A 24,929-nucleotide genomic window follows, 5' to 3' on the forward strand; every position below is an offset into this window, starting at 1 on the left:
TACTTTCTAAATAAATATGAAAAGCCATTCTTAATTGAATGGCTTTTTTTATTTTTATCAAATGATAAATACTTCTTTTCTAGAAAAAATAGCAGCGGTTGTAATTCAAGATTATTCTGATAAACTTGCGGAAACTACTATTATTTTACCCAACAAGAGAGCTAAGGTTTTTTTAATCGAAGCGCTTAAAAAAGAAACTCAAAAAACAATTCTTTCTCCCAATATTATTAGCATTGAAGATTTTGTTCAAGACGTTGCGTCAATCCGTTCTATAGATGCAATAGAGCTATTGTTTGAGTTTTATGAAGTCTATTTGTCTATAACAGAAAAGCAAAATCAACAATCTTTTGAGCTTTTTGCAAATTGGGCTAAAACGCTTCTACAGGATTTTAATGAAATTGATCGCTATTTATTAGATCCTTCATATGTTTTGTCTTATTTAAAAGATATTGAGGATATTAAAAAATGGGGAATTGAAGTTGAAAATAAAACAAAACTGTTAGAAAATTATATTGATTTCTGGAAACTTCTTCCATTGTATTATGAATCGCTTTATAGCCATTTATTGAATAAAGCGATTGGTTATCAGGGCTTAATTTATCGAGAAGCAGTAAATAATCTGAATCATTTTTCTAATACAATTTCGAATCATAATTTTATTTTTGCGGGGTTCAATGCTTTGAATGCAGCAGAAGAAAAAATTGTACAGCATCTTTTGGCTTTAGATCAAGCGAGAATTTACTGGGATGTTGACCAGACATTTCTAAATGATCCATTTCATGATGCCGGACTTTTTGTTCGTCGTTTTAAACAGAATTGGAAGCATTACAAATCACATCCTTTTGAATGGATTGTAGATGATTTTTCTCAAACTAAAAATATTCAAGTTATTGGCACTCCAAAAACAATTGGACAGGCTAAATTGGCTGGTAGTATAATTGAGGATTTAATTATTGCTAATCCCGCAGCAAGCCTTGATAAAGTTGCAGTTGTGCTGGGTGAAGAAAATCTGTTAATTCCGATTTTGTATGCACTTCCTTCGTCGGTTGGAGCATTAAATATTACGATGGGATATTCTGGAAAGAATAATCCGTCACAGATATTGGTGGCAAAATTTTTCAAAATGCATACTAATGCACTTTCTCGTGCAGGCGGCAGTTATGTTTTTTATTATAAAGATGTTCTGGATATTTTAACCCATCCGTTAGTTGAGCCATATGCTGATAGTAACCATTTGGTGAAAATCATTAAAGAGAATAATTATACTTTTATTACTTTAAACAAGATTTTAGAGCTAAACCCAAATCCGAGTAAGTTGTTTTCTTTACTGTTTCAGAAATGGGAGAATGGATCTATAGCGGTTTTGGAAAATATCTCGGCTATTTTGCTGCTGATTAAAGAAAATTTCAGCAGTGATAATGAAGAAGAAAAAATTGCTAAGACTTTTGTGTATGCTGTTTTTAAAGTGATTAATAATCTGATTAATTATTATTCGCAGCATAAACACATTGATAATATTGATACACTTCATGCAATTTATAAGCAGATTATTGATGTGGCGGAGGTTTCTTTTGAAGGCGAACCTTTGCGTGGTTTGCAGCTTATGGGAGTTCTTGAAAGTCGTGTTTTAGATTTTGAGACTGTTATTGTAACCTCGATGAATGAAGGGAAATTTCCTGCGGGAAAATCTCAAAATTCCTTTATTCCTTACGATGTTAAAAAAGAACTTGGATTACCGACTTTTAAAGAGAAAGACGCAATTTATACCTATCACTTTTATCATTTATTGCAAAGAGCAAAAAATATTTATCTGATTTACAATACAGAGAATGATGGTTTAGATGCTGGGGAAAGAAGTCGTTTTATCACTCAATTAGAAGTTGAAAAACAGTCTAAGCACAATTTGACTTTTGACATATATAATCCTGTTTTACCAGATACGGCGTATCAACCAATGGTGGTTCCAAAATCAGAAGCGGTATTAGAACGTTTGAAAGAAATTGCAGTTGCAGGTTTTTCACCTTCGGCTTTGACAAGTTATATTAGAAATCCAATTGATTTTTATTTTCAAAAGATACTTCGTATTAGAGAAGTTGAAGAGGTAGAAGAGAATATTGCTTTAAATACGCTTGGAACTATTATTCACGAAACTTTAAAAGCGTTGTACGATCCTTTTATAGATAAGTTTATTTCGGAGACGGATATTAAAAATTGCTTCAATTTGCTGGATGATGAAGTTTTAAAGCAGTTTAAATTAGTTTATAAAGAAGGTGAAATTAAAAAAGGCCGCAATCTTTTGGCTTTTGAAGTAGCTAAACGAAATGTCTCTAATTTTTTGAAAATGGAATTGGATTCTGTGAAAAATGGAGATGCGGTTAAGATTATAGCTTTAGAGAAAACATTCGAGCGTGAATTGAATCACCCGAATCTTCCGTTCCCGGTTTTAATTAAAGGAAATGTGGATCGTATTGAACTCCGAAACGGAAGAATACGAATTATTGATTATAAGACAGGAAAAGTTGAAAAGGCTAATGTCGTGCTAAAATCATGGAACGGCTTGACGCAAGAGCTTAAAAACGATAAAATTATTCAAGTTTTAGCTTATGCTTTCATGTTTGAAAATGAAGCAGGAGATATTCCTATGGAAGTTGGAATTATTTCGTTTAAAAACCTGAAATCGGGCTTTTTGCCATTTAGTTTCAAAGAAGATAAAGAATTGAATTTGACAGTGACTAACGAAATTTTGAAAAATTACCTAGAGGAAATCGTTTTGCTTTTGAAGGAAATCTTAGACGTTACTATTCCTTTTGAAGAAAAGATAAGTTAAGCAATCGTAAAATTGTTTGAAAATTTTATTCGGTAATAATAAGTGAATTTGTTTTTTTTAATTGAAAAAATTAAGCAGGATTGTTTTTAATTCTTCTTTGTTTTCGATGTGGCTCATATGTCCGTCTTCAAACGAAACTAATTCAACGGTCGTGTCATTAATTTGAGAAAGACTTTCTTCATAATTTAAAACGGGATCTTTTTTGCCTAAAACTAATAAAACAGGAAAACGATTTTCGTGTAAAAGCGCTTCTCTGTCTTTTCGTATTTTCATTCCTTCCAAAGAAGCTATAATTCCTTGTAACGGCGTTTTTAGAGCTTGTTCTTTTGCGTTTTCAATTTCATTTACTAATCGAGCGCGATTGTTTTCGCTGAATAAATTAGCAATGGCTAAACTTACAAAGTTGGCGTAGTTTTGTTTTACCGCTTTTATAGCGCGAGTTCTGTTTATTTTTTTTTCAGCGCTGTCTTCTTTAGAAGTTGAATTTAGTAAAACTAGTTTTTTAATGTTGTCTGGAAATAATTCGGCGAAAGCCAAACCAACGTAACCGCCCATAGAATGTCCAAGAATAGTTGCTTTTTCAATTTTTAAATGTTGTAAAACTTCATGAACAACATTCGCATTATCTTCCATTTCGTGAACATAACCTAGCGAATCAGATTCGCCGTGACCTAATAAATCGATAGTTATTACGCGATATTTTTCTGAGAAAAGAGTAATATAGTCTTTCCACATTTTTTTATTTTCTAGAAAACCGTGAAGTAAAACAATTGCATTTCCTTTTCCAGTATCGGAGTAAGATATTTTTGTGTTTTTGTATAAAGTGTAATTCAAAATGTAAATTTTATATAGCAAAAATAAGTTATTTTATAAGCCATACGAAATATAGGATGAATTTTAAGTTCGAAGTGTTTTGAGATTCTCTTAAAGTGGCATACGCTCTTTTCATCTGTGTTTTTACCGTATTTATTGAGATGTTTTGATCTTCGGCAATTTCTGCGTAACTTAATCCTTCGACTACATGCGATATAAGAATTTCTCTTCTCGACTGCGGAATCTTTTCGATTAACGTTTGAATTTTAGGTTTTTTGTTTTCTTCTGTATTTTCAAATGCAGGTTCTTCTTCAGATTTTGGAAGGGCAATTTTTGCGTTTTTTAGACTGATCGTTTTGTTTTTTTCTAAATGCTGCAGGCTTAAGTTTTTGATTGCTTTTGTGCCATAAGCCTTAAATGAAATAGTGAAGTTTAATGTTTCCTCTTTTTCCCATAGGTACATAAAAAAATCTTGTACTAGATCTTTTGCCACATCTTTATCCTTAACTATGCTAAAAGAGACTAAGGAAAAAAAAGCAAAATGTTCTTTGTACAAGGCTTCAAATACTTTTAAATCCTTAAAATTAAACATCTGAGAATTGCATTTATTCGTTCTGTAATGGATTACAAGGTGTCAAATGTAAAATAAAAAGTTATTTATTTTCAACAAAGTGTAAAAAAAATCAAAATTTTTTGATTAGTTGTCACCCTAAAAAGCTTTTTTTCTAACCTATACAAATAACCACTTATATAAAACAATGAATAGAAACTCACAATTGCTTGATATCCTTAGGGAAATAGTGACGAAAAAGAACTTTGATACGTCTAAAATTGAATTACTGCCCTTAGAAGATCAGGAATTGATAAAAAATCTTCAGAGTAATGGTTTGCTTGAAGAGGCGCTGTTGTATTTGGAATCTATTGACGCTGATAAAAATTGGGAAGAATTACAAGTAAAACTGAATCTAGAGAAAAAATCAGTTGTAATCAATTGGAGGAATATTTTTCAATATGCCGCAATGTTTTTTTGCTTATTAGGTTTGGTGTATGTTTTTCAATACAAAGCGGGTCAACAAAATAAAGCAGCAGTTTCTCCTAATGCAATTCAATTGGTTTTAGAAAATGGAGATATTCAGGTTTTAAATCCGAATGGAGAACAACAGATTATCAAGAAAAATGGAGAAGTAGTGGCTTCTCAAAAAGAAAATGAGATTAATTATAAATCAGCTAAATCAATGAACAAATTGGTTTACAACGAAATTAAAATTCCGTACGGTAAGACTTTTAAAATAACATTATCGGATGGAACATTGGTCAATATGAATGCTGGTTCTTCTCTAAAATATCCAGTTCAATTTATTAAGGGACATAATAGAGAAGTTGTTTTAGACGGAGAAGCTTTTTTTGATGTTGCAAAAGATAAAGCACATCCATTTATTGTTAAAACAAGAGGTGTAAATGTGAAAGTTTTGGGAACAAAGTTTAATGTGAGTTCTTATAAAGAAGATACAGATATCAATACAGTTTTAGTCGAAGGTTCGGTGAGTTTGTCTGATGCTGCTAATGCAAATACAAAAACAACGCTGATTCCAGGGGAAAAAGGATCTTGGAATAGTAGAAATACAGAGATAGCTAAAGAGAAAGTAGATACCCGTTTTTATACAGAATGGATAAATGGAGAAATTGTTTTTAGAAAAACGGCTTTTAAAGACATTATAATAAAATTAGAAAGGACTTACAATGTTACTATTGAAAATAACAGGAAAGATATTTTAGATAAAAAATTCAATGCCAGTTTCAATAAGAATATTGAAAGTATTGAAAAGGTATTAGAAACAATGAGTAAAATTCAAGGCTTTACTTATAAAATAGAAGGAAAGCTTATAAAAATAAACTAACTATTTACTAACCAACCAAAAAAAGAAATTATGAAGAGGATGTAATTTTTTGAGAAACATAAGAAGTAAAATCGGAAAATAGTACCAGTATTTCCCGATTTAAGTGTTTCAAACGACGTATCGAAATTAAATCATTTAAAATCAATCCAAAATTATGAAAAAAATAATTAAGAGGAATTGGCTTAGTCCTTATTTGCCTAAAATTAGTCTAAGAATGAAACTAACCACATTATTACTGATACTTTCTTTGATGAAAATTCAAGCAAGTGTCTATTCGCAAAATACAAAGCTTACATTTAACATAAAGAATGCACCGGTCGAAAAGCTGTTTAACAAAGTAGAATCTGTTTCAGAATACAGATTTCTTTTTGAAAGCAGTATCATTGACCTGAACAGAAAGGTGACAGTTAATGTAAAGAAAAAGGGGATAACCGAAATATTAGAAGAGGTTTTTAAAGGAACCGATATTTCTTATACGATAAATGATCGCCAGATTATTTTGGTAAAGAAAAAACAGCAAGTACATCTTCAGGAAAAGAATACAGTTCAGAAAGTTGTAATCGAACAAGGTATTGAAGTTACAGGAGTTGTAACCGACTCGAAGAATATGCCCATACCAGGAGCGAATGTTATTGAAAAAGGAACTAAAAATGGAGTACAAACCGACTTAGACGGAAAGTTTATAATTCGTATAAATGGAGCCAATAGTGTTTTAGTTTTTTCTTTTATAGGATTTGAGAATAAAGAAGTAACAGTTGGTCAAAGTAAGTCTTTGAGCGTGATTTTAAACGAGCAAAATGCAGCTTTAAATGAAGTTGTAATTGTTGGTTACGGCGCGGTAAAGAAAAAAGATTTAACAGGAGCTGTAGCAACAGTGAAATCAACGGATATTGCTTTAAGTCCAGTTTTAAGTCCGATGGAAGCACTTCAAGGGAGAGTTTCGGGTCTGGATATTCAACGTGGATCTGGAAAAGCAGGAACATCTCCAAAAGTCTTATTAAGAGGAAATAGATCTTTGACAGCAAGTCAGGATCCGTTGTATATTGTTGACGGACTTCCTTCAAGCATCGATAATTTGAATCCGAATGACATTGAAAGTATTGATGTTTTAAAAGATGCTTCGTCTACTGCAATTTATGGTTCTTCGGGTGCGAATGGAGTTATTATTGTTACCACTAAAAAAGCAAAAGCTGGAAAAACGCAAATTGATTTTAACAGCTATTTTGGACTAAATGGATTTTCTTCTTTTCCTGCCCCCCTTACAGGAGAGAAATGGTTAAATTATAAAAAAGACCGATTTTACTTAGACAATGGTTACCAAGCAACAAATTTAACAGATTTAGGGTTAAACGCATCTGCAGTTGCCGCGATTGAAAAAGGACAATATGTAAACTGGATCGATAAAACTTTACAAGTAGGAACGCAGCAAAACCATAATCTTTTTATGAGAGGCGGATCTGAAAAAGTACAAGGGTATTTTTCTTTAGGATATATAGGTGAAGAAGGAATTTATGAAAATGATAAAGTAAACAGCTTTAGTTCCAGAGGAGGAGTTGATATTAAATTTAGTAATAAATTTAAAACAGGTTTCCAATTGATTTTAAACTATCGTAAAAACAGCACAACCAACAGTAGAATTAATAAAGCATACAGCGTTTATCCTTTAGGAGTTCCGTTTGATGAAAATGGTGTTGTGAATCTTTATCCAATCGAAGGAGATCAAAACAACATTAGTATTTTGGCAAATAATTATCCAGGAGCTTTTGCTAATGAATCATTAAGTTATAATGTACAATTCAATCCTTATCTGGAATTTGAATTTGCTAAAAATTTTAAGTTAAGATCTAATTTAGGAACTCGATTTTCAGGAAGCAGAGCAGGGACTTTTCAAAACAAAAATTCATACAATCTGTTAACGGAAGGTAGAACTGCTAGCGAAGCCACTTATAATAATGAACTGGCTTATAGTTACATCTGGGAAAATATTTTGAGCTATAACTTTAAAATTGGTAAAGATCATGATTTTGGTTTAACAGGAATTACTTCTTGGGCAGACAGCAGATCAGAAGGAGCTTATTTAGGCGGTAATGGTATAGATTACGATGACTTTAAGTTTTATAATATGGGGGCGGTAAAAAATCTAACTACTAGAATGAATGCTTACAGCCAGTTTAACAGAATGTCATTTGCAGGTCGTTTTAATTACAGCTTTAGAGGAAGATACTTATTTCAATTAACCAATCGCTGGGATGGAGTTTCTCCGTTGGCGGAAGGCAATAAATGGGCATCTTTTCCATCTGCATCATTGGCTTGGCGTATCAGCGATGAAAGTTTTATGGAAGGAACGAGTTCATGGCTGAATAATTTAAAACTGAGACTAGGTTATGGTGTTTCGGGATCGGCAAATATTGATCCTTATTCTAGTTTGACTCGTACCTCTACTAAAACAAGCAGTCTTTCTCTTGGCGGAGGTACAGCTTTACCAATGTATGTTCCTACTGAGCATATTTCAAATTCAGATTTAACTTGGGAACGTTCTACAAATACTAATTTAGGTTTAGATGTTTCTGTTTTGAAAAATAGAATTGATCTTGTAGCTGAATATTATTGGACAAATACAGATGGTATTTTATGGGATCGTCGTCTGCCTACAAGTTCAGGAGGTTACGATGCTAAAACACCTTATAAAAAGACTTCTAATATTGCAACTTCTCAAAACAGAGGTTTTGAACTTTCTATAAATACTAAAAATATTGATACCGAAAATTTTAAATGGAATACATCATTCACCTTTACACATGCCACAGAAAAGCTGACTAATATTGATTTAGGGAACTTAACCGTGAATGAATTAATTTCAGAAGGTCTTTTCATTGGGCAGACTCCAGCATCAGGTGGTGTGTTTTATGATTATAAAAAAATAGGAATCTGGCAATTGGGTCAAGAAACCGAAGCTGCTTTGTATGGTGCCAAACCTGGAGACATAAAATTGCAGACAGTGCCGCAAGTTGATGCTAATGGAGTTTCTGATAATGGAGTACACGTTTATTCTACAAAAGACAGAATGATTGTAGGAAACAATGTTCCAGATTATTTCTTTGGTTTCCAAAACACATTTAAGTACAAGAATTTTGATCTTACAATATTTGTAAACGGAAGACAAGGCGGTATGATGCGTGCTCAGGTTTTAGGTTATTGGAACAAAGAAGCACAGCCGGAAACGTATAGTTATTGGACGCAAGATAATCCAACAAATGATTTTCCTAGACCAGGAGGTAGTTTTAATACACAATTTCAATCGTCATTAGAGCTTGTAGATGCATCATATATAAAAATCAAGAATATTACTCTTGGTTATTCTATGCCCGAAGATTTTCTTAAAAAAACAGGTCTAAGCAATATGAGACTTTATATAACATCTTATAATCCTTTTGTTTTTAGCCGTAGTCATTTGTTGAAAAATGTAGATCCAGAAAGTGGAGGATCAGATTCATTCCCATTATTTAAACAAGTTGTTTTCGGTCTTAATTTATCATTGTAGTATCATGAAAAAATATATAAAATTAAAATCAGTAATTGTCTTAATGTTTTTTATGGCTGGATTAACTCAGTCATGCAGTTTAGACGAAAAAAATCTTACAACTGTTTCTTTGGATAAATCCTATAGCGAAAGGCCGGGATTCGAAGGATTAATCAACAGTTGTTACGAGAATTTATATTTCCTGCACGGAAAGGTCGATTATATAGCGCCTACAGAAGCAGGAACCGATTCTTGGGAAAACGTGAGTAATAGTGGAATTGGTTTTACGCAATACGCCAGTCAATTAAATCCTGATGATGGAAATATTAAAGTAATTTGGGGTACAGCTTACACCACTATTAATCTATGCAATACTGCAATTTATTATTCAAAAGATGTAAAAGGTTATGCTTCTACAGAAGAGTTGAATGCAAAATTGGCAGAAGCTTATTTCTTGAGAGCTTTTAGTAATTTTACGTTGGTAGAACAATTTGGAGGTGTAGTTTTAAGAACAAAATCGTCTATTATTGAAGGAGCAGATAACGCCCCAGTGCGTAGTTCCGAGAAAGAGTTTTACGACTTAATTATTGAAGATTTAAAATTTGCCTGTGCAAATCTCCCAGTGCAGCAGACTTTACAAGGACGAGTGGCTAAGAAAGCGGCTTATGGATTATTGTCAAAAGTATATCTGCAGAGAACAAGATTAGGAGACGCTCCAGAATATGCTAAATTGGCTTTAGAAACTGCTGAAGAATTAATTAATAATGCGACAAAATATCAGACTGCTTTATATTTAAGTGACAATTCTAAATCAGGATTTAAAAAGCTATGGGAAGGCAGCAATAATAAGAAAAATACAGAATTTTTGTTTACTCAGGGAATCGATCCGGGAGGTCTTAATCCAGAAGGTTTCAACAGAGGAAGAACAAGACAGTATTATTTGCCAGATTTAGCAACCAGAGGAGCAGAATGGGGAGCAGGAGCAACTAGTATTTTGTACGGACGAGCCAATAGCCGTTTGCTAAAACCAAGTAAATATTTGCTGACAGAAGTGTTTACGCCAGTACCATCACCAGCAGATACACGTTTTGCAGAAACATTTACGTACAAGTTTTATGCGGCAGCAAATAAAACAATTACGCAAACCATGGCGACGGCTTATAAAAAAGATCCTTCGGTAGTTGGTTATACCATTAAAAATACATTAGCTCAGGCACTTCCGGCAGTTAATTTTTATTCGCAAAGAATAGAGGAGCAAATTAATATGAATAATGATGAAGGTTTAGCTGTGTTCACTCCAAATTGGAATATCGATCCAGTTGCGAAAAGCAAAATGCCAATGCTTGTAGCTGACCCAAGCGATATTTTTGAACCGGGAACCAATAAATATAAGGATCCTGCAATGTATCCAAACGATCCAAATCTTATTAATATTTTTCCAGCCATGCGAAAATTTTCTGCAGCATTGTATTGTCAAAGCAACCAGTATTGGTTAGGAGATATTCCTATTATTCGTTTGGGAGAAGTGTATTTGATAGCAGCAGAAGCAGCTATTTTAACAGATAATCAGGCTAAGGCATTGATCTATGTAAATACTCTTAGAAAAAGAGCCGCGTTAACATCAAGAGAAAGCGAAATGTTGGTTTCAGGCGCTCAAATGAATATCGATTTTATTTTAAAAGAAAGAGCAAGAGAGTTGTCTGGCGAACATACAAGATGGATTGATTTAAAACGTACCGGAAAGTTAACTAAAACCTATTTGGATCAGACAAACCCAATCGCAGGAACAAATTTTGTTGAAGGCAAACATACTGTTAGACCAATTCCGAGATCATTTTTGGATGCAATTTCAAATGCCAAAGAATTTGGTACTAATGGGTATTAAGTGCACTTTTGGTTAGGTGCTTTGGGCAGTTCGAAAGAGCTGCCCTTCTTTTTTTATAAATTAAAATGACTTCCATTTCTGAAAGTCATTCTATAAAATTAAAAACGATTATCGCCATCCAAAAGATTTCCTAATCCGCCAAGTAAGCTTCCTTCGTCACGACTGTTTCCTCCAGATTTTGGTGCCGATGCAATAATGCGGTCAGCCAGTCTTGAGAATGGCAGCGACTGTATGTAAACCGTTCCCGGACCTTTTAGAGTAGCATAAAATAATCCTTCGCCGCCAAAAATAGAATTCTTGATTCCGCCAATAAACTCAATATCATAATCTACATCTTTGGTAAAACCAATAATACAGCCAGTATCTACTTTTAAAACCTCACCGTGACCCAATACTTTTTTGGCCATTGTTCCGCCAGAATGTACAAATGCCATTCCGTCTCCTTCAATTTTCTGCATGATAAAACCTTCGCCTCCAAATAAACCGCGTCCTAATTTCTGAGAAAATTCTATTCCAACAGAAACACCTTTGGCAGCGCATAAAAAGGAACTTTTTTGACAAATAAATTTACCTTGAAATTCGGTTAAATCAATCGGAAGGATTTTTCCCGGATAAGGCGATGCAAATGATACTTTACTTTTAGTATTTCCTTGGTTTAAAAATGCCGTCATAAACAAGCTTTCGCCAGTAAGAACTCTTTTACCAGCATTTAAAAGTTTGCCAAACAAACCAGATCCCTGTTGCTGAGAACCATCTCCAAATATCGTTTCCATCTGAATATTGTTTTCCATCATCATAAAACTTCCAGCTTCGGCAATTACAATTTCCTGCGGGTCTAGTTCTATTTCAACATACTGCATTTCTTCTCCAAAAATCTGATAATCTATTTCGTGTGCTTGCATAATTTCTAGGTTTTTTGTTTTTTAAAATTAGACAAAAAATATCGTAGAATGTTACAGTCTTTAACGCACTTCGGCTGTTTTTAAGAACATTATATGATTTTGTTATTTTAAATTAGTCTTAATTATGTTTTTTATTGCTTTAAATTCTATATTTTTGCACCGTTATTATATTTTATCAGAATGGCATTAGTTAGTGATTTGACCACCAAAGTATTATTTGAAACCGAAAAAGGATACAGTTATCAATGTGATTTGACCAATAGTATAATCATCAATTTTGTTGATACAGTGTCAAGTTATAGAATTCAGGATTTTTTGATTTTTCAAAGAAAGGTTAACAGCGTTGACATTCTTAACATGCTTTATGACTTATCTGATCAGTCAGACGCTCAGTTGATTGAAACTACCAAAAGAAATTTTTCTAGAAATCTTACCATCTGCGAAATAGTGCAGTTGAGAGATTTATTAAACGGAACAAAATTTACCCTTACTTTACATTCTATGCTTTGCAATATTGTTAATGTAGAGCTTATTTAGATTCTTACTTAGATTAAATCCAAATTTTCAGGTGTTTAGAGCTGCCGTCTTTAATTTTTGTAATTTTACACGTATAAAAATTAAAGGTTATGAAAGATTTACTAAGAACAAGTACTTCATTAGTTGAAGGAATCGAAAATATATTGAACTTACAAGCAAAATTAGAAAGTGATGCTTCTAATAAATATTTAGCTATGGCTGCATGGTTAGATAGAAACGGTTATGCAAATACAGCATCTTATATGTACAAGCAAGCCGAAGAAGAAAGAGAACATTTTCTAAAAGTTTTCAAATATATTACAGATATGGGAGGGATTGCAGTTACGCCATCTGTTCCAGAAGTGCAGCAAGAATTTGCTTCTTTTAAAGAAGTATTTGAAATTGCTTTGCAAAACGAAATTGCAGTAACTCAGGCAGTCAATAAAGTAATCGCAAAATGCAGAGCTGAAAATGATTATGCTACAGAAGATTTTATGATGTGGTATGTGGCTGAGCAAAGAGAAGAAGAGAAAAATGCAAGAAGAGCTTTAGAGCTTTTTGAATTGATCAACGAAAACGCAGCTGACGGCAAATTTCAATTAGACATACAAATAGCTAAAATTGGATAAGTAAACCCAATTTATAAAATTAAAAAAGCCCTTAATGATTTGAAATTATTAAGGGCTTTGTTTATTTATTCATTCATCAAGCTTTCAATCTCATCAGCTTCAATCGGAATGTTGCGCATTAAGTTAAATGGTTCTCCTTTTTCTTGAACGACAACATTGTCTTCTAAACGAATTCCGAAACCTTCAGCAGGAATATAAATTCCTGGCTCAACCGTAAAAACCATATTAGCTTTCATAGGTTCGTGAAGTAGACCGTAATCGTGTGTGTCAAGCCCCATGTGGTGAGACGTACCGTGCATGAAATATTTTTTGTAAGCAGGCCATTCTGGATTTTCGTTCTGAACATCAGCTTTATCAATTAAGCCTAAACCAAGTAATTCAGAAGTCATAATTTTACCAACTTCAATATGATATTGTTTCCAAAGTGTTCCTGGAGTAAGCATTTTTGTTGCTTCGTTTTTAACTCTTAAAACAGCATTGTAAACGGCTTTTTGACGATCAGAAAAACGTCCTGAAACTGGAATTGTTCTCGACATATCACTTGAATAATTTGCATATTCAGCCGCAACATCCAACAAAATTAAATCACCAGCTTTACATTGCTGATTGTTTTCGATATAGTGCAAAACATTTGCATTGTTTCCAGATGCGATAATTGGCGTATAAGCAAAACCTTTAGAGCGGTTACGGATAAATTCGTGAGCCAATTCAGCTTCGATTTCGTATTCAGTAACATTTGGTTTTACAAACGACAATAATCTGCGGAAACCTTTCTCTGTAATATCACAAGCCTGCTGAATCAAATCGATTTCTTCGCTTTCTTTTACAGAACGAATTCGTTGCAAAATTGGGTTGCTTTTTGCAACATTATGTGCTGGGTAACGTTCTTTCCACCATTTTACAAAACGTGCTTCGCGAGTTTCTGTTTCAACAGACGCGCGGTAATGTTCGTTTGTGTTGATGTACATCGTGTCAGCATACGTCATCATTTCGTTTAAGACTTTATGAAAATCCTGCAGCCAATAAACCGTTCTAATTCCCGAAACCTGAAAAGCACGTTCTTTAGTCAGTTTTTCACCTTCCCAAACAGCGATGTGATCGTTAGTTTCTTTCAGGAAAAGAATCTCTTTTTGATTTTCATAAGGCGCATCTGGAAATAAAAGTAAAATACTTTCTTCTTGATCTACGCCGCTTAGATAAAAAATATCTCTGTGTTGTGCAAACGGAAGAGTACTGTCCGCACTAACTGGGTAAATGTCATTAGAGTTGAAAACGGCAACAGAGTTTGGTTTCATTTCTGCCGTGAATTTTTTGCGGTTTTTTACAAAAAGAGCGCTGTTTATTTGATGATATTTCATAATAACTTAGTTTTTGAACTTCGAATTTCAAAATTACATTTTTTTACAAAGTAGTGTATGATAGATTTATTAAAGTTTTCTTATTTGTTTTGAGTTTGCCGCAAAGGCGCTAAGATGCAAAGTTTTTTAACCGTAATGAGCACAAAGATTCCCTTAGTATTGTCATCCTGAGCGAAGTCGAAGGATCGCGAGTAACTCTACAAAGATTGGCAGTTTTATTTCACGCAGATTTAGCAGATTTAGCAGATTTTTTTCTTTTAAAAGTTGCAGTGCACCACAATCTTGTCATTTCGATCCCGAGGCCTCGGGATCGAAATCTTTACAAGTAACTCTGCAAAGATTGGTGATCTATTTCTCATGCTCCCGTCAGTTTTATAATATATTCTTGGTTTTAATTGTTTCTAATAATGAAAAAAAAGTTATTTTAGCTTAAGTACAAGATAGTTTTAAGATGTTAATTATTTAGGGAAATAAGTATTAATAAAGTGGAAGAGGAGAAAATAATTCAAATGCTGATTTTTTGTCACGCACTATTTGGCGGCATTGCATTGCTTTCAGGTTTCGTTTCTTTAATTGTAGAAAAAGGAAAAATAATCCATAAAAAATCGGGGAAACTATTTTATTTTTCCATGCTTTTGTCAGCGTTTACGGCATTAGTAATTTCTGTTTTGCCTGGGCATGAAAATCCTTTTTTATTTTCAATTGGAGTTTTCAGTTCTTATTTTATTCTAACAGGTTACAGAGCTTTGAGATTTAAAACTAAAAATTATAATCTAAAAACAGATAAAATAATTTCGTGGATTATGGTTATTACAGCCATTTTGATGATTTTGTATAATCCTTTGGTAAATCAAAAAATCAATATAGTTCTAATTGTTTTTGGAATTGTAGGTTTGAGTTTTTCAATGCGAGATTTAGTGCTTTTTAATAAAACAGATAAATTAGAAAAGGATTGGTTAAAACTGCATTTAGGTAAAATGATTGGCGGATATATTTGTGCAGTAACAGCTTTTGTAGTAGTAAACGAATTCTTTTCAAGTTTTTATGGCTGGTTTATTCCAGGAATTATAGGAGGTTTTTATATCGCATATTGGATTCGTAAATTGAATAAAAAGCAGAAAGTTAGTATTGCTGTAGAAAAAGAATAAAAACCAAAGAAACAAAACTTCTATTAATAAGATAAAATGCAGACTTCTAATCTTAAATTAATTACAATAGCCGAAATCAAAACCAAATATCCTTTTCTAATTGAAGATGAAAAGTTTGATTATTTTGATGATTGGGAAAACGAAGATTTTTTTCTTACCGCAGAAGAAGATGTAAATTTTGAAGGGAATTTTTACTTGGATCTTTATGAAGATAAAGAGAAAAAATGGCTTGCCAAATTGTTAAATCTTCCAGTAAAAAAGACTCAAGAAATAAGAATTGAAGGTGTTTTGATAAATGGAAATTTCTCTGTAAACGGTTCAATTATTAATGCCGAAGGCGATTACGGACCTTATGTTTTTATAAACGGTAATGTTGTTTGTCAAAGTCTGTTATTAGGCGGAGCCAATGTTGAAATAAAAGGAAATATTGAAGCAAAAGAAGTGGTTATGACCTTTTATAATCATGGTAGTTTTAACTGTACAGGTCTAATTGATTCTCCAGTTTTTATTGTTAATGATCATAATACAATATTTGGAGAAAGAAAAAACAATCTCTTTTATTATAATGACAGAGCAGATGATGTCGATCCGAAAAATGAATGTGAATATGATGACGAAACCGACGATGAAATTATCTCGAATGAACTTCGAAAGTTATTAGATAATCCATTAATTGAAACTTTTGAAGAGTTAGAACGAGATTTGGTAAGAGGTGAATTGGTTTTAAAACAAAATAATCCACCAGCGAAAACTTATGAATATTGGCGGGATCGCGTTTTGGCAAATTATAGAGATCTTAAACTGGTTCCACAACAATTTAAAACCGAAGAACTTTGTAATCTGGCATTGAATATTACATTTCATGCTTTGCCATTTATCAATCAGGATTTAATAATATACGAACTTTGCGAGAAATTAGTGAGTAAAGATGGTTTTGCAATTCAAGTAATTCCGGATCAGTTTATAACAAAGGAACTTTCTTTTAAAGCGGCTGAAAATGGTACAATACTGCGATTGATTCCGGAAGAATACTTTTCTGAAGACTTGATATTATTAGTTTTTAAAAACGGAAAACATGAACCTGATATCAACGATGTTCCTTCTCGATTTATTACAGAGAATCTTCTAGCAGAATATGTAAAAATTGGAAAAGGATTGTGGTTGGATAAAGCGTGCAAGCAAAACGGAATTGATAAATTACAGGTTTTAAAGCAAGTAATCGATTCAGGAATTGAATATTTGGATAACATTTTTGGAAATCATTTCAGTAAAGAAACAGTTGATTACGCTTTTTCGGTTTATAAAAATCAAGAGGATTGGAATAAATATGTTCAAAAATACAAACCGAAGTTTGAGCGCATTGGTTTGAATGAATACTTGTAAAACGGTAAAATAAATTATAGTGTTACATATTAATATCAGAAAAATAGAAAAACAAGATCTAGATTTTGTTTACAAAGCAATCTGCGAACTCGAAAATGAAGTTTTAGATTTCGAAGTTTTCGAAAGAATATTCAATGAGAATATTTCTAATCCAAGAAATGTATATCTAATTGCCGAAAACGAAAGTGAAGGTCTAGGATTTATTAGTTTTCATACCCAAAATCTTTTACATCATTGCGGATTAGTGGGTGAAATTCAGGAATTTTTTATTCATCAAAAACATAGAGGTAAAGGCGTTGGACGTTTGTTAATAAATGAAATCAAGAATTTTGCAGAGCAGCATAATTTAAAAAGTATCGAGGTAACGACCAATAAAAGACGAGTAGAGAATGTTGCAGTTTATGAGAATCTCGGATTTAATTTGAGTCATAATAAGTTTACGATTTATAAGTAAGAGGAATATTTTTTAACCGCAAAGTTCGCCAAGGTTTACACAAGGCTCGCAAGGTTTTGTATTTAAAGCTTTGCGACCTTAGCGTTTATTCAGTATAACTTTTGATGAAAAATCTTTTGCGGACTTTGCGGTTAAATTTTAAAGAGGAATAAAAACTAATTTTCAAACGAATGAAAATAGAAAAAGCCAATATAACCGAGAATGAAATCCTAACTTCAATAACCAAAAAATCCAAAGCCTATTGGGGATATTCGGCAGAGCAAATTCAGGAATGGGATAAAAACTTAACGATTTCTCAGGATTATATTAAAGAACATAATGTGTATAAATTGTCAATTAATAATTTAATTATTGGCTATTATTCCTATTTTTTTAGAGATGAAAAAGAAATTGAGCTTGATAATTTATTTATCTTGCCAGAATATATTGGTAAAGGATTGGGTAAATATTTAGTACTTGATTTTTTAAACCGAATTAAAGACCAAAAAGTAGAAAGAATAATACTGGATTCAGAACCAAATGCTGAAAGTTTTTATTCTAAAATGGGATTTGTAAAAATTGGAGAATTCGAAACTTCTATAAAAAATCGTTTCATGCCAATCATGGAAATGAAACTTTAATATCTAACTTCATACACAAAGTGAAACAGCTAAACACATCTGTAAAATATAATTTAATAGTGGGTTTGCTTATTGCGTTATGGCTTTTTGTTTTTGCTTTCATCATAAAGCCTTTTGACGACGGTACTATAAATTTTAGAGCTTGGTTTTTAATTAGTTTTGGTTTTAGTATAACAGCATTTTTGTGTTACGGTCTTTTAACGATTGTTCAAAAGAGTTTTTACGAAAGAATCACAAAGTGGAATGTTGGTTTAGAAATAGCAAGTGTCATTTTCTTCTATTTGGTTTATTTATTTGGGGTTTATGCATATTATAAAAGCCCGATTTTAAATGGAGGATATAGTTTTTCAGAATTCTTTTTGATAATATTTATAAAAGTCGCTTTGATTTTGACTCCAGTAATAATTCTGGCAAGAAGATATTTGATAAAATTAATTCCCGTAAAAGAGGATGTTCTGACATTTAAGGGAGAAAATAAATTAGACATTTTAAAAATCCAGAGAACAGATCTGGTTTGCGTATCAAACGCACAGAATTATGTTGAAGTTTTTTATATAGAAAATGGAAAACTAACTTCAAAACTATTGCGAAGTTCACTCAAAAACATTCAAAAAGATTTTAGTTTTTTAATGCAAATACATCGTTCGCATTTAATAAATCCGTCTCATTTTAAATCTTGGAGGAACTCAAATACAATTATTCTGACTCAAATAGAACTTCCTGTTTCTAAAAATTATAAAGAGACACTTTTGGCTTTGTAATTTCGTACCAAAAACAATATGTTTTGTACCTAAGTCAATAAAAATGGGCTTTAAGCTAGTTTTTCATTTTAGTTTTGCTTCATCAATTTAAAAAATAAATTATGAAAATAAAACATCTTTGCCTTCTCGGATTATTATTTTTCCTGATTAGTTATTTATTCTTTTCTAAAATTTTACCCAATTTTCAAAAACCAATTGATTTTGCTCATTGGTTTAATTTAATCGGAGCTTGTTTGTTATTATCGTTTAATGATGCCTTTCCTAAAAACAGATTAAATTCAGCGGCTTCTGTGCTGACAAGTATGGGCGTTATTGCGCATATCGGACTTTGCACCATCGATTTTATCATGTCAAGCTTTGGTAATGACGAAGCTGCAAAAGCCGCATTAAGCAATCAAATTAGTAATTCTCCAAGTATTTTGTATCCTTTTGTTGTCATTGGGCCATCTTTGCTTTTTATTGGTTTGGCAGTACATGCTTTTGGTTTTATTAAAACGAATTTTATTATTGTTTTAGTGATTATTCTGAGTTCTGTATTAATTGGATTTTCATTTTTTGTTTTGAAAGATGGAATTTATATGTTTTTGAGTTGTCTGGTTTTTGTTTTAGGATTGGGGTATTTGCTTTATATAAAAGGAATTGAAAAGCGATTGAGTAGTAGCAACAATATTTAAATTAAATTTTTGGCAAAGGTTATTGCGCAACTTTGTCATTTCGACGAAGGAGAAATCTTCACAAGTAACTCCGCAACGAGAGCCAATCTTTGTCGAGCTTCTAACGAAGATTTCTCCTTCGTCGAAATGACAAACTGCGTGAGAAAAAATAGAAAACCGAAGCATTTTGCTTCGGTTTTCTATTAGGAATTTGTATTTTCGTTGCATAATCGAAAACTTAAAAGATTGAAAAAACATATAAAATATCTAATAGCACTCTTTCTGGCTTTTGTCGTGATTGCGAGCGATGGTATTTTGTATTCTCAATCTAAATCGGCAGAATATTACGAATCTTCCTTTGTAGTTTTAAGAAGGGAATTAAATCTTAAAAGTTCTCGTTTATATAAATTTGGACAAGTTGCTTCTTGTTGTAAAACAAGATTTTCAATTGTTTTGAATTTTCTTGAAACCGAAAATGTTTTTACTTTTCAAATTAAGAAACTGCTGAAATTGCAAAATCTGCTTCATCAAAGACTAACATCATTTATAAATCAGTCTGTTTTTATAAATGAAATAATCATTTCAAATCATTTCGGTAAAAGTTTATACAACGCTTAAGAAAATTTATTTCTGAGGCTTTATGCTGTCTCAAAGCATAAGATGATATAATAATGTCTAATCATTTATCATTTTCAAAATGTATAAACAAAATAAAAAATCTCGCTTGGAGCAATCTAAGCGACCAGTTCTTCATTGGATAAAAAGAAAATTTATAATTATAATAACCGCTTTTATGCTCGGAATGTCAAATGGAATGAATGCCGAAGATCGTTCCATTAACGGAAGTTTTGTTCAGACAGAACAACAGGATAAAAAGGATTGATTTCTCTAATTAGAGAATGTGTCAATTTGATAATTAGAAAATTCTTTTTTGTTCTGCGACCTTTGTCAAAGTTTTAAACTTTGACAAAGGTTTTTACTCAATCTTGTCATTTCGACGGAGGAGAAATCACACAAGTAATTCGACATGCAAAATCGCCAATCTTTGTGGAGTTTCTTGTGTGATTTCTCCTTTCAGTCGAAATGACAAACTGTATGGATATAAAACAAAAAACCGAAGCAATTTGCTTCGGTTTTCTATTTATTGAAATTTAATTAATCAATCCATTTATAATATCTCGCCCCAATCAAAACAGGAATCTCTTTTTCAATTCGATCTAAAATCCATTCGTTTTTAGGAGTTCTCACGCTTTCTTTTTGCTCTTTTTTATGCAGACTTTCATAAGTGTTGAAGTCAATTTCTACACTTTCGGCTAAATTTTCAAAAAGTTTCACATTTTCTAAGGCCGATTTCCATTCTGGTTGAATCGTTCCTTCAAAAACTTTAGATTTCGATCCGCTTCCATAAGCTAAGAAACCGAATTTAGTTCCCGCAATTGCTGCATTTGTATCATGAAAATGAGCCAAAGTTGATAATAATCCCATAAAAATAGAGCCCGTATAAAGATTTCCAATTATTGAAGAAGCTAATTCTGCAGGTTGTAATTTCTCCGTTACAAAACTTCTGTAATCATCAGATTTTGCTATTTCTTTAATTTTTGTCTGATAATCTGCAGGGGCAATATCATCGGCAATAATTTTTTCAGCACTGTCTAGAGCATAAATTTCAGATAACATTCTTCTTCCTTGAAAAGAATATGGTAAGTGCATTACAATACTATGCCAAGTGTTGTATAATGTTTCGGTAGTGTTTTTTAATTTTTTGAATGAAAAGTAAGCATTTCGCGTACGATCCATATAACATTGATTTGAGTATTGTCCGTCAAAAACCGGCTGATCTTTGTGGATTTCGATTTCTGCTTCTAAATTGTCAAACCAAGAATCGTTGTTTTTACTTTTTGTGATTTCTTCTTTTGAGATAGTTCTGTATGGTTTGAAGAAATCAAAAACACCTTTTGTACTTGTTGCCCAATTGTCATCAAAAGCAATGATTTTTGGATCTGCACTAATTAACATTGCAACAGCTCCAGCTCCTTGTGTATATTCTCCGCCTGAATTTAAATCATATTTTGCAAAATCAGCTGCTACTACAATTGCTTTTTTTTCTGGATTTAATTTTACAAAGTCAAGACAGTTTTGCAAGGCATCAACAGCGCCGATACAAGCAAAAGTAAAATCGACTACATCGCATTCGGCTAAGGTATCTTCTCCAAATTTTTGCTCCATTAAGTTAATTAAATAGGAAGCAATTGGTTTCGAACTGTCGATTCCGCTTTCGGTACCAACATAAATTCGGCTGATTTCTTTTAGGTCAATAGTATTGTCGGTAATAAGTTTGGTTAAAGCATTTGCGCCAAACACAACCGCATCTTGATGAACGTCTGGGAAAGTCATTTTTAGTAATCCAAGACCTTTTTCTAATTTTTCTGGTTCAATATTTCTGGCGATTGCCAAAGTTTTTATAGGTAAGTGTATGTTTGCTACATCAAAAGAGATAGCGTCAATTCCTGTTTTCATTCTCATTTTTTTTGAAGCCGATAAAGGTAAAATTATGTTGTGGAATGGCAATTTTTTACATTGATTAAATTTAGCTCCGGTTGCACTTTTGAAGAAAACAGATTAAAACTTTAAATAAAATATCAATATCATAAATTTTTGACAATATACGTAGAAGTGATTTTTGGGTTTAAGCCTTTGTGAGTAGGTTTTTGGAATCTTCTATAGGGAATTATTTTTTAGCAGCTTCTTTTTTGTACGTAAAAATACGTACTCAGGCTCTATTTTAAAATCATTATAAATAAGAACGAAATGGTTGTAGTTCTTTTGTATTTGAGTTATTTTTGTATAATTTTTTAAAACAAACTACTTAAACACTTATGGCACAATCTGCACTATTGAATGCTTCCATCTTAAAGAAAGTAGCTATGGCTCTTTCGGGAATATTCTTAATCACGTTTTTAGCGCTGCATGTTTCCTTAAATTTTATTTCTATTATTAGTGAAGACGTTTTCAACGAGGCTTCTCACTTTATGGGATACAATCCGCTGATTCAATATGTAATGCAGCCAGTTTTGGCAATCGGGGTAATTTTCCATTTTGTAATGGGATTTATTTTAACCGCGCAAAATAAGGCAGCAAGACCAATTGCGTATGCAAAATACAATGGAGCAGCAAATGCTTCTTGGACTTCAAGAAATATGATTATTTCTGGAGCGGTTATTTTAGCTTTTTTAGTATTGCATTTTTATGATTTTTGGTTTCCAGAAGTAACCTACAAGTATATTGCAGGAACAGCTCCAGATGCTACAAGATATTATGGAGAATTGGTGCATAAATTTCATGACCCAATTCGTACAGGATTGTACTGTATCGCGTTTGTATTGCTAGGGTTTCACCTTTGGCACGGATTCAGTTCATCTCTTCAATCAGTTGGGATGCACAATAAGTATTCTAGATTTTTAAGTAAAGTAGGTTATTGGTTTGCTGTAATAGTACCGGCACTTTTCGTAATTATCGCATTATTTCATCATTTCAATAATTAATATCAATTATAATGGCATTAGATTCAAAAATTCCAAATGGTCCTATAGCGGACAAATGGACAAATTATAAAGATCATATTAATTTAGTAAACCCTGCTAACAAACGTAATTTAGATATTATCGTTGTTGGTACAGGTTTGGCTGGAGGTTCTGCAGCAGCTACTTTGGCTGAGTTAGGATATAACGTAAAAGCATTTTGTTTTCAAGATTCACCTCGTCGTGCGCACTCTATTGCAGCACAAGGAGGTATCAACGCGGCAAAAAACTATAAAGGTGACGGTGACTCAGTTTACAGATTGTTCTACGATACTGTAAAAGGTGGTGACTACCGTGCACGTGAGGCAAACGTTCACCGTTTGGCTGAAGTTTCGGCAAATATTATTGACCAATGTGTGGCTCAAGGGGTGCCATTGGCTCGTGAATATGGCGGACTTTTAGATAACCGTTCTTTTGGAGGAACTTTGGTTTCTCGTACATTTTATGCACAAGGACAAACTGGACAGCAATTATTGTTAGGAGCTTATTCTGCAATGAACCGTCAAATTGGTCGTGGTAAAGTAAAAATGTACAACCGTCACGAAATGTTAGACATTGTAATCGTGAACGGAAAAGCGAGAGGTATTATCGCTCGTAACTTAATCACTGGAGAAATCGAAAGACATTCTGCTCACGCGGTAGTAATTGGTTCTGGAGGATACGGAAACGTATTTTTCCTTTCAACAAATGCTATGGGAAGTAACGCAACAGCAGCTTGGAAAATACATAAAAAAGGAGCGTTTTTCGCAAATCCTTGTTACACACAAATTCACCCAACATGTATTCCAGTTTCAGGAGATCACCAGTCAAAACTGACTTTGATGTCTGAATCTTTACGTAATGACGGTCGTATTTGGGTTCCTGCAAAATTAGAAGATGCTCAGGCAATTCGTGAAGGAAAGAAAAAAGCAACAGATTTATCTGAAGCTGAAAGAGATTATTTCTTAGAAAGAAGATATCCTGCGTTTGGTAACCTTGTACCTCGTGACGTTGCGTCTCGTGCAGCTAAAGAAAGATGTGATGCTGGTTTTGGAGTTAACAAAACTGGAGAAGCTGTTTACTTAGATTTCGCAGCAGCAATTAAACGTTACGGAACTGAAGATGCTTACGTAAAAGGATTAGATGATAAAGATGCTGCTTTGGTAACTAAATTAGGAGCTGCAATCGTGAAAAGTAAATACGGAAACTTATTCCAGATGTACTACAAAATCGTTGACGAGGATCCTTACACAACGCCAATGATGATTTACCCAGCAGTTCACTACACAATGGGTGGAACTTGGGTTGATTATAACTTAATGACTACAATTCCTGGATGTTTCTCTATTGGAGAATCTAACTTCTCTGATCACGGAGCAAACAGACTTGGAGCTTCTGCTTTAATGCAAGGTTTAGCTGATGGATATTTCGTATTGCCATATACTATTGGAGATTATTTAGCTCCGGATATTAAAATGGGAGAAATTTCTACAGACTTACCAGAATTCGTTGAAGCTGAGAAAGCAGTTGTAGATCAAATTAACAAATTCATCAATAACAACGGTAAACATTCTGTAGATTATTTCCACAAGAAATTAGGAAAAATCATGTGGGATAAAGTAGGTATGGCTCGTAATGCTAAAGGTTTAACTGAAGCTATCGAAGAAATTGCTGCTTTACGTGAAGAGTTTTATAAAGATGTAAAAGTTCCAGGAAGCGCTAACGAATTTAATCAAGAATTAGAAAAAGCAACTCGTGTTGCCGATTTCTTAGAATTAGGAGAGTTGTTCGCGAAAGATGCTTTACACCGTAACGAATCTTGTGGTGGTCACTTCCGTGAGGAATACCAAACAGAAGAAGGAGAAGCACTTCGTGACGATGAGAACTTTGCATATGTTGCGGCTTGGGAATACAAAGGAAAACCAAGTGATGCAGTATTACACAAAGAAGCTCTTAATTACGAAAACATTAAATTAGTTCAAAGAAGCTATAAATAGTATTTGAA

21 protein-coding genes are annotated in these 24,929 nt (G+C 32.9%); 16 read left to right on the plus strand and 5 right to left on the minus strand.

What is annotated here, in order from left to right; all coding sequences use genetic code 11:
• The first annotated feature begins 61 nt into the window (after window positions 1–61).
• Complete coding sequence (locus tag ACHRV0_RS04300) at window positions 62–2,827, plus strand: PD-(D/E)XK nuclease family protein (protein ID WP_395440014.1); 2,766 nt, start codon at window positions 62–64, stop codon at window positions 2,825–2,827.
• A gap of 57 nt (window positions 2,828–2,884) precedes the next feature.
• On the opposite strand, the gene ACHRV0_RS04305 is transcribed toward ACHRV0_RS04300, so the two are convergent.
• Window positions 2,885–3,661 carry an alpha/beta fold hydrolase gene (locus ACHRV0_RS04305; RefSeq protein WP_395440015.1) on the minus strand — a complete coding sequence of 259 codons (777 nt, stop codon included), beginning with the start codon at window positions 3,659–3,661 and terminating at the stop codon, window positions 2,885–2,887.
• 28 nt (window positions 3,662–3,689) lie between these two features.
• Window positions 3,690–4,232 carry an RNA polymerase sigma factor gene (locus ACHRV0_RS04310; protein WP_395440016.1) on the minus strand — a complete coding sequence of 181 codons (543 nt, stop codon included), beginning with the start codon at window positions 4,230–4,232 and terminating at the stop codon, window positions 3,690–3,692.
• Between the two features lie 166 nt (window positions 4,233–4,398).
• Here ACHRV0_RS04310 and ACHRV0_RS04315 point away from each other — a divergent pair, with 166 nt between their 5' ends.
• The 3 genes from ACHRV0_RS04315 to ACHRV0_RS04325 all read left to right on the plus strand — a co-directional run bounded on the left by ACHRV0_RS04315 (window position 4,399) and on the right by ACHRV0_RS04325 (window position 10,943).
• Window positions 4,399–5,538 (plus strand): FecR family protein, encoded by a 1,140-nt coding sequence (locus tag ACHRV0_RS04315; RefSeq protein WP_395440017.1) that lies wholly within the window; start codon window positions 4,399–4,401, stop codon window positions 5,536–5,538.
• Window positions 5,539–5,752: 214 nt separating this feature from the next.
• On the plus strand, window positions 5,753–9,079 hold the full coding sequence (locus tag ACHRV0_RS04320; RefSeq protein ID WP_395440018.1) for a TonB-dependent receptor: 3,327 nt from the start codon (window positions 5,753–5,755) through the stop codon (window positions 9,077–9,079).
• A 4-nt stretch (window positions 9,080–9,083) separates the two neighbouring features.
• Window positions 9,084–10,943 (plus strand): RagB/SusD family nutrient uptake outer membrane protein, encoded by a 1,860-nt coding sequence (locus ACHRV0_RS04325; RefSeq protein WP_395440019.1) that lies wholly within the window; start codon window positions 9,084–9,086, stop codon window positions 10,941–10,943.
• 98 nt (window positions 10,944–11,041) lie between these two features.
• Here ACHRV0_RS04325 and ACHRV0_RS04330 read toward each other — a convergent pair whose 3' ends face one another.
• Window positions 11,042–11,845 carry a TIGR00266 family protein gene (locus ACHRV0_RS04330; RefSeq protein WP_089054662.1) on the minus strand — a complete coding sequence of 268 codons (804 nt, stop codon included), beginning with the start codon at window positions 11,843–11,845 and terminating at the stop codon, window positions 11,042–11,044.
• Between the two features lie 180 nt (window positions 11,846–12,025).
• On the opposite strand from ACHRV0_RS04330, the gene ACHRV0_RS04335 reads away from it, so the two are divergent.
• Both ACHRV0_RS04335 and ACHRV0_RS04340 read left to right on the plus strand, forming a co-directional pair.
• Window positions 12,026–12,382 carry a hypothetical protein gene (locus ACHRV0_RS04335; RefSeq protein WP_129023389.1) on the plus strand — a complete coding sequence of 119 codons (357 nt, stop codon included), beginning with the start codon at window positions 12,026–12,028 and terminating at the stop codon, window positions 12,380–12,382.
• 89 nt (window positions 12,383–12,471) lie between these two features.
• Window positions 12,472–12,990: a ferritin gene (locus tag ACHRV0_RS04340; protein ID WP_129023390.1), complete on the plus strand. Its 519-nt coding sequence runs from the start codon at window positions 12,472–12,474 to the stop codon at window positions 12,988–12,990.
• A gap of 65 nt (window positions 12,991–13,055) precedes the next feature.
• On the opposite strand, the gene ACHRV0_RS04345 is transcribed toward ACHRV0_RS04340, so the two are convergent.
• Entirely contained in the window at window positions 13,056–14,348 is a 1,293-nt protein-coding gene (locus ACHRV0_RS04345) for an aminopeptidase P family protein (RefSeq protein ID WP_089057083.1), read from the minus strand.
• Window positions 14,349–14,857: 509 nt separating this feature from the next.
• Between ACHRV0_RS04345 and ACHRV0_RS04350 the strand changes: the two genes are divergently transcribed.
• From ACHRV0_RS04350 to ACHRV0_RS04385, 8 genes are all read left to right on the plus strand, one after another.
• Window positions 14,858–15,496, plus strand: coding sequence for a DUF2306 domain-containing protein (locus ACHRV0_RS04350; RefSeq protein WP_395440020.1), 639 nt, complete (start codon window positions 14,858–14,860; stop codon window positions 15,494–15,496).
• 36 nt (window positions 15,497–15,532) lie between these two features.
• Complete coding sequence (locus tag ACHRV0_RS04355; protein WP_395440021.1) at window positions 15,533–16,879, plus strand: polymer-forming cytoskeletal protein; 1,347 nt, start codon at window positions 15,533–15,535, stop codon at window positions 16,877–16,879.
• 19 nt (window positions 16,880–16,898) lie between these two features.
• Window positions 16,899–17,333 carry a GNAT family N-acetyltransferase gene (locus ACHRV0_RS04360; RefSeq protein WP_395440022.1) on the plus strand — a complete coding sequence of 145 codons (435 nt, stop codon included), beginning with the start codon at window positions 16,899–16,901 and terminating at the stop codon, window positions 17,331–17,333.
• Window positions 17,334–17,503: 170 nt separating this feature from the next.
• Complete coding sequence (locus ACHRV0_RS04365; RefSeq protein ID WP_395440023.1) at window positions 17,504–17,953, plus strand: GNAT family N-acetyltransferase; 450 nt, start codon at window positions 17,504–17,506, stop codon at window positions 17,951–17,953.
• A gap of 20 nt (window positions 17,954–17,973) precedes the next feature.
• Entirely contained in the window at window positions 17,974–18,714 is a 741-nt protein-coding gene (locus ACHRV0_RS04370) for a LytTR family transcriptional regulator DNA-binding domain-containing protein (protein ID WP_395440024.1), read from the plus strand.
• 101 nt (window positions 18,715–18,815) lie between these two features.
• Window positions 18,816–19,388, plus strand: a complete 573-nt coding sequence (locus ACHRV0_RS04375) for a hypothetical protein (protein ID WP_395440025.1) — start codon at window positions 18,816–18,818, stop codon at window positions 19,386–19,388.
• 225 nt (window positions 19,389–19,613) lie between these two features.
• Entirely contained in the window at window positions 19,614–19,985 is a 372-nt protein-coding gene (locus ACHRV0_RS04380; protein WP_395440026.1) for a hypothetical protein, read from the plus strand.
• A 79-nt stretch (window positions 19,986–20,064) separates the two neighbouring features.
• Window positions 20,065–20,250: a hypothetical protein gene (locus ACHRV0_RS04385; protein ID WP_129023399.1), complete on the plus strand. Its 186-nt coding sequence runs from the start codon at window positions 20,065–20,067 to the stop codon at window positions 20,248–20,250.
• Window positions 20,251–20,522: 272 nt separating this feature from the next.
• Here the strand turns inward: ACHRV0_RS04385 and ACHRV0_RS04390 are convergent, their stop codons facing one another.
• Window positions 20,523–21,884 (minus strand): hydroxymethylglutaryl-CoA synthase family protein, encoded by a 1,362-nt coding sequence (locus tag ACHRV0_RS04390; RefSeq protein ID WP_395440027.1) that lies wholly within the window; start codon window positions 21,882–21,884, stop codon window positions 20,523–20,525.
• A 359-nt stretch (window positions 21,885–22,243) separates the two neighbouring features.
• Here ACHRV0_RS04390 and ACHRV0_RS04395 point away from each other — a divergent pair, with 359 nt between their 5' ends.
• Both ACHRV0_RS04395 and ACHRV0_RS04400 read left to right on the plus strand, forming a co-directional pair.
• The gene (locus tag ACHRV0_RS04395; RefSeq protein ID WP_089054676.1) at window positions 22,244–22,909 is read left to right on the plus strand and encodes a succinate dehydrogenase cytochrome b subunit; all 666 of its coding nucleotides are present in this window, start codon (window positions 22,244–22,246) and stop codon (window positions 22,907–22,909) included.
• A gap of 11 nt (window positions 22,910–22,920) precedes the next feature.
• Window positions 22,921–24,921, plus strand: coding sequence for a fumarate reductase/succinate dehydrogenase flavoprotein subunit (locus ACHRV0_RS04400; RefSeq protein WP_129023401.1), 2,001 nt, complete (start codon window positions 22,921–22,923; stop codon window positions 24,919–24,921).
• Window positions 24,922–24,929 lie beyond the last annotated feature (8 nt).

The organism is Flavobacterium sp. FlaQc-30, from assembly GCF_044005885.1.
GTDB lineage: Bacteria > Bacteroidota > Bacteroidia > Flavobacteriales > Flavobacteriaceae > Flavobacterium.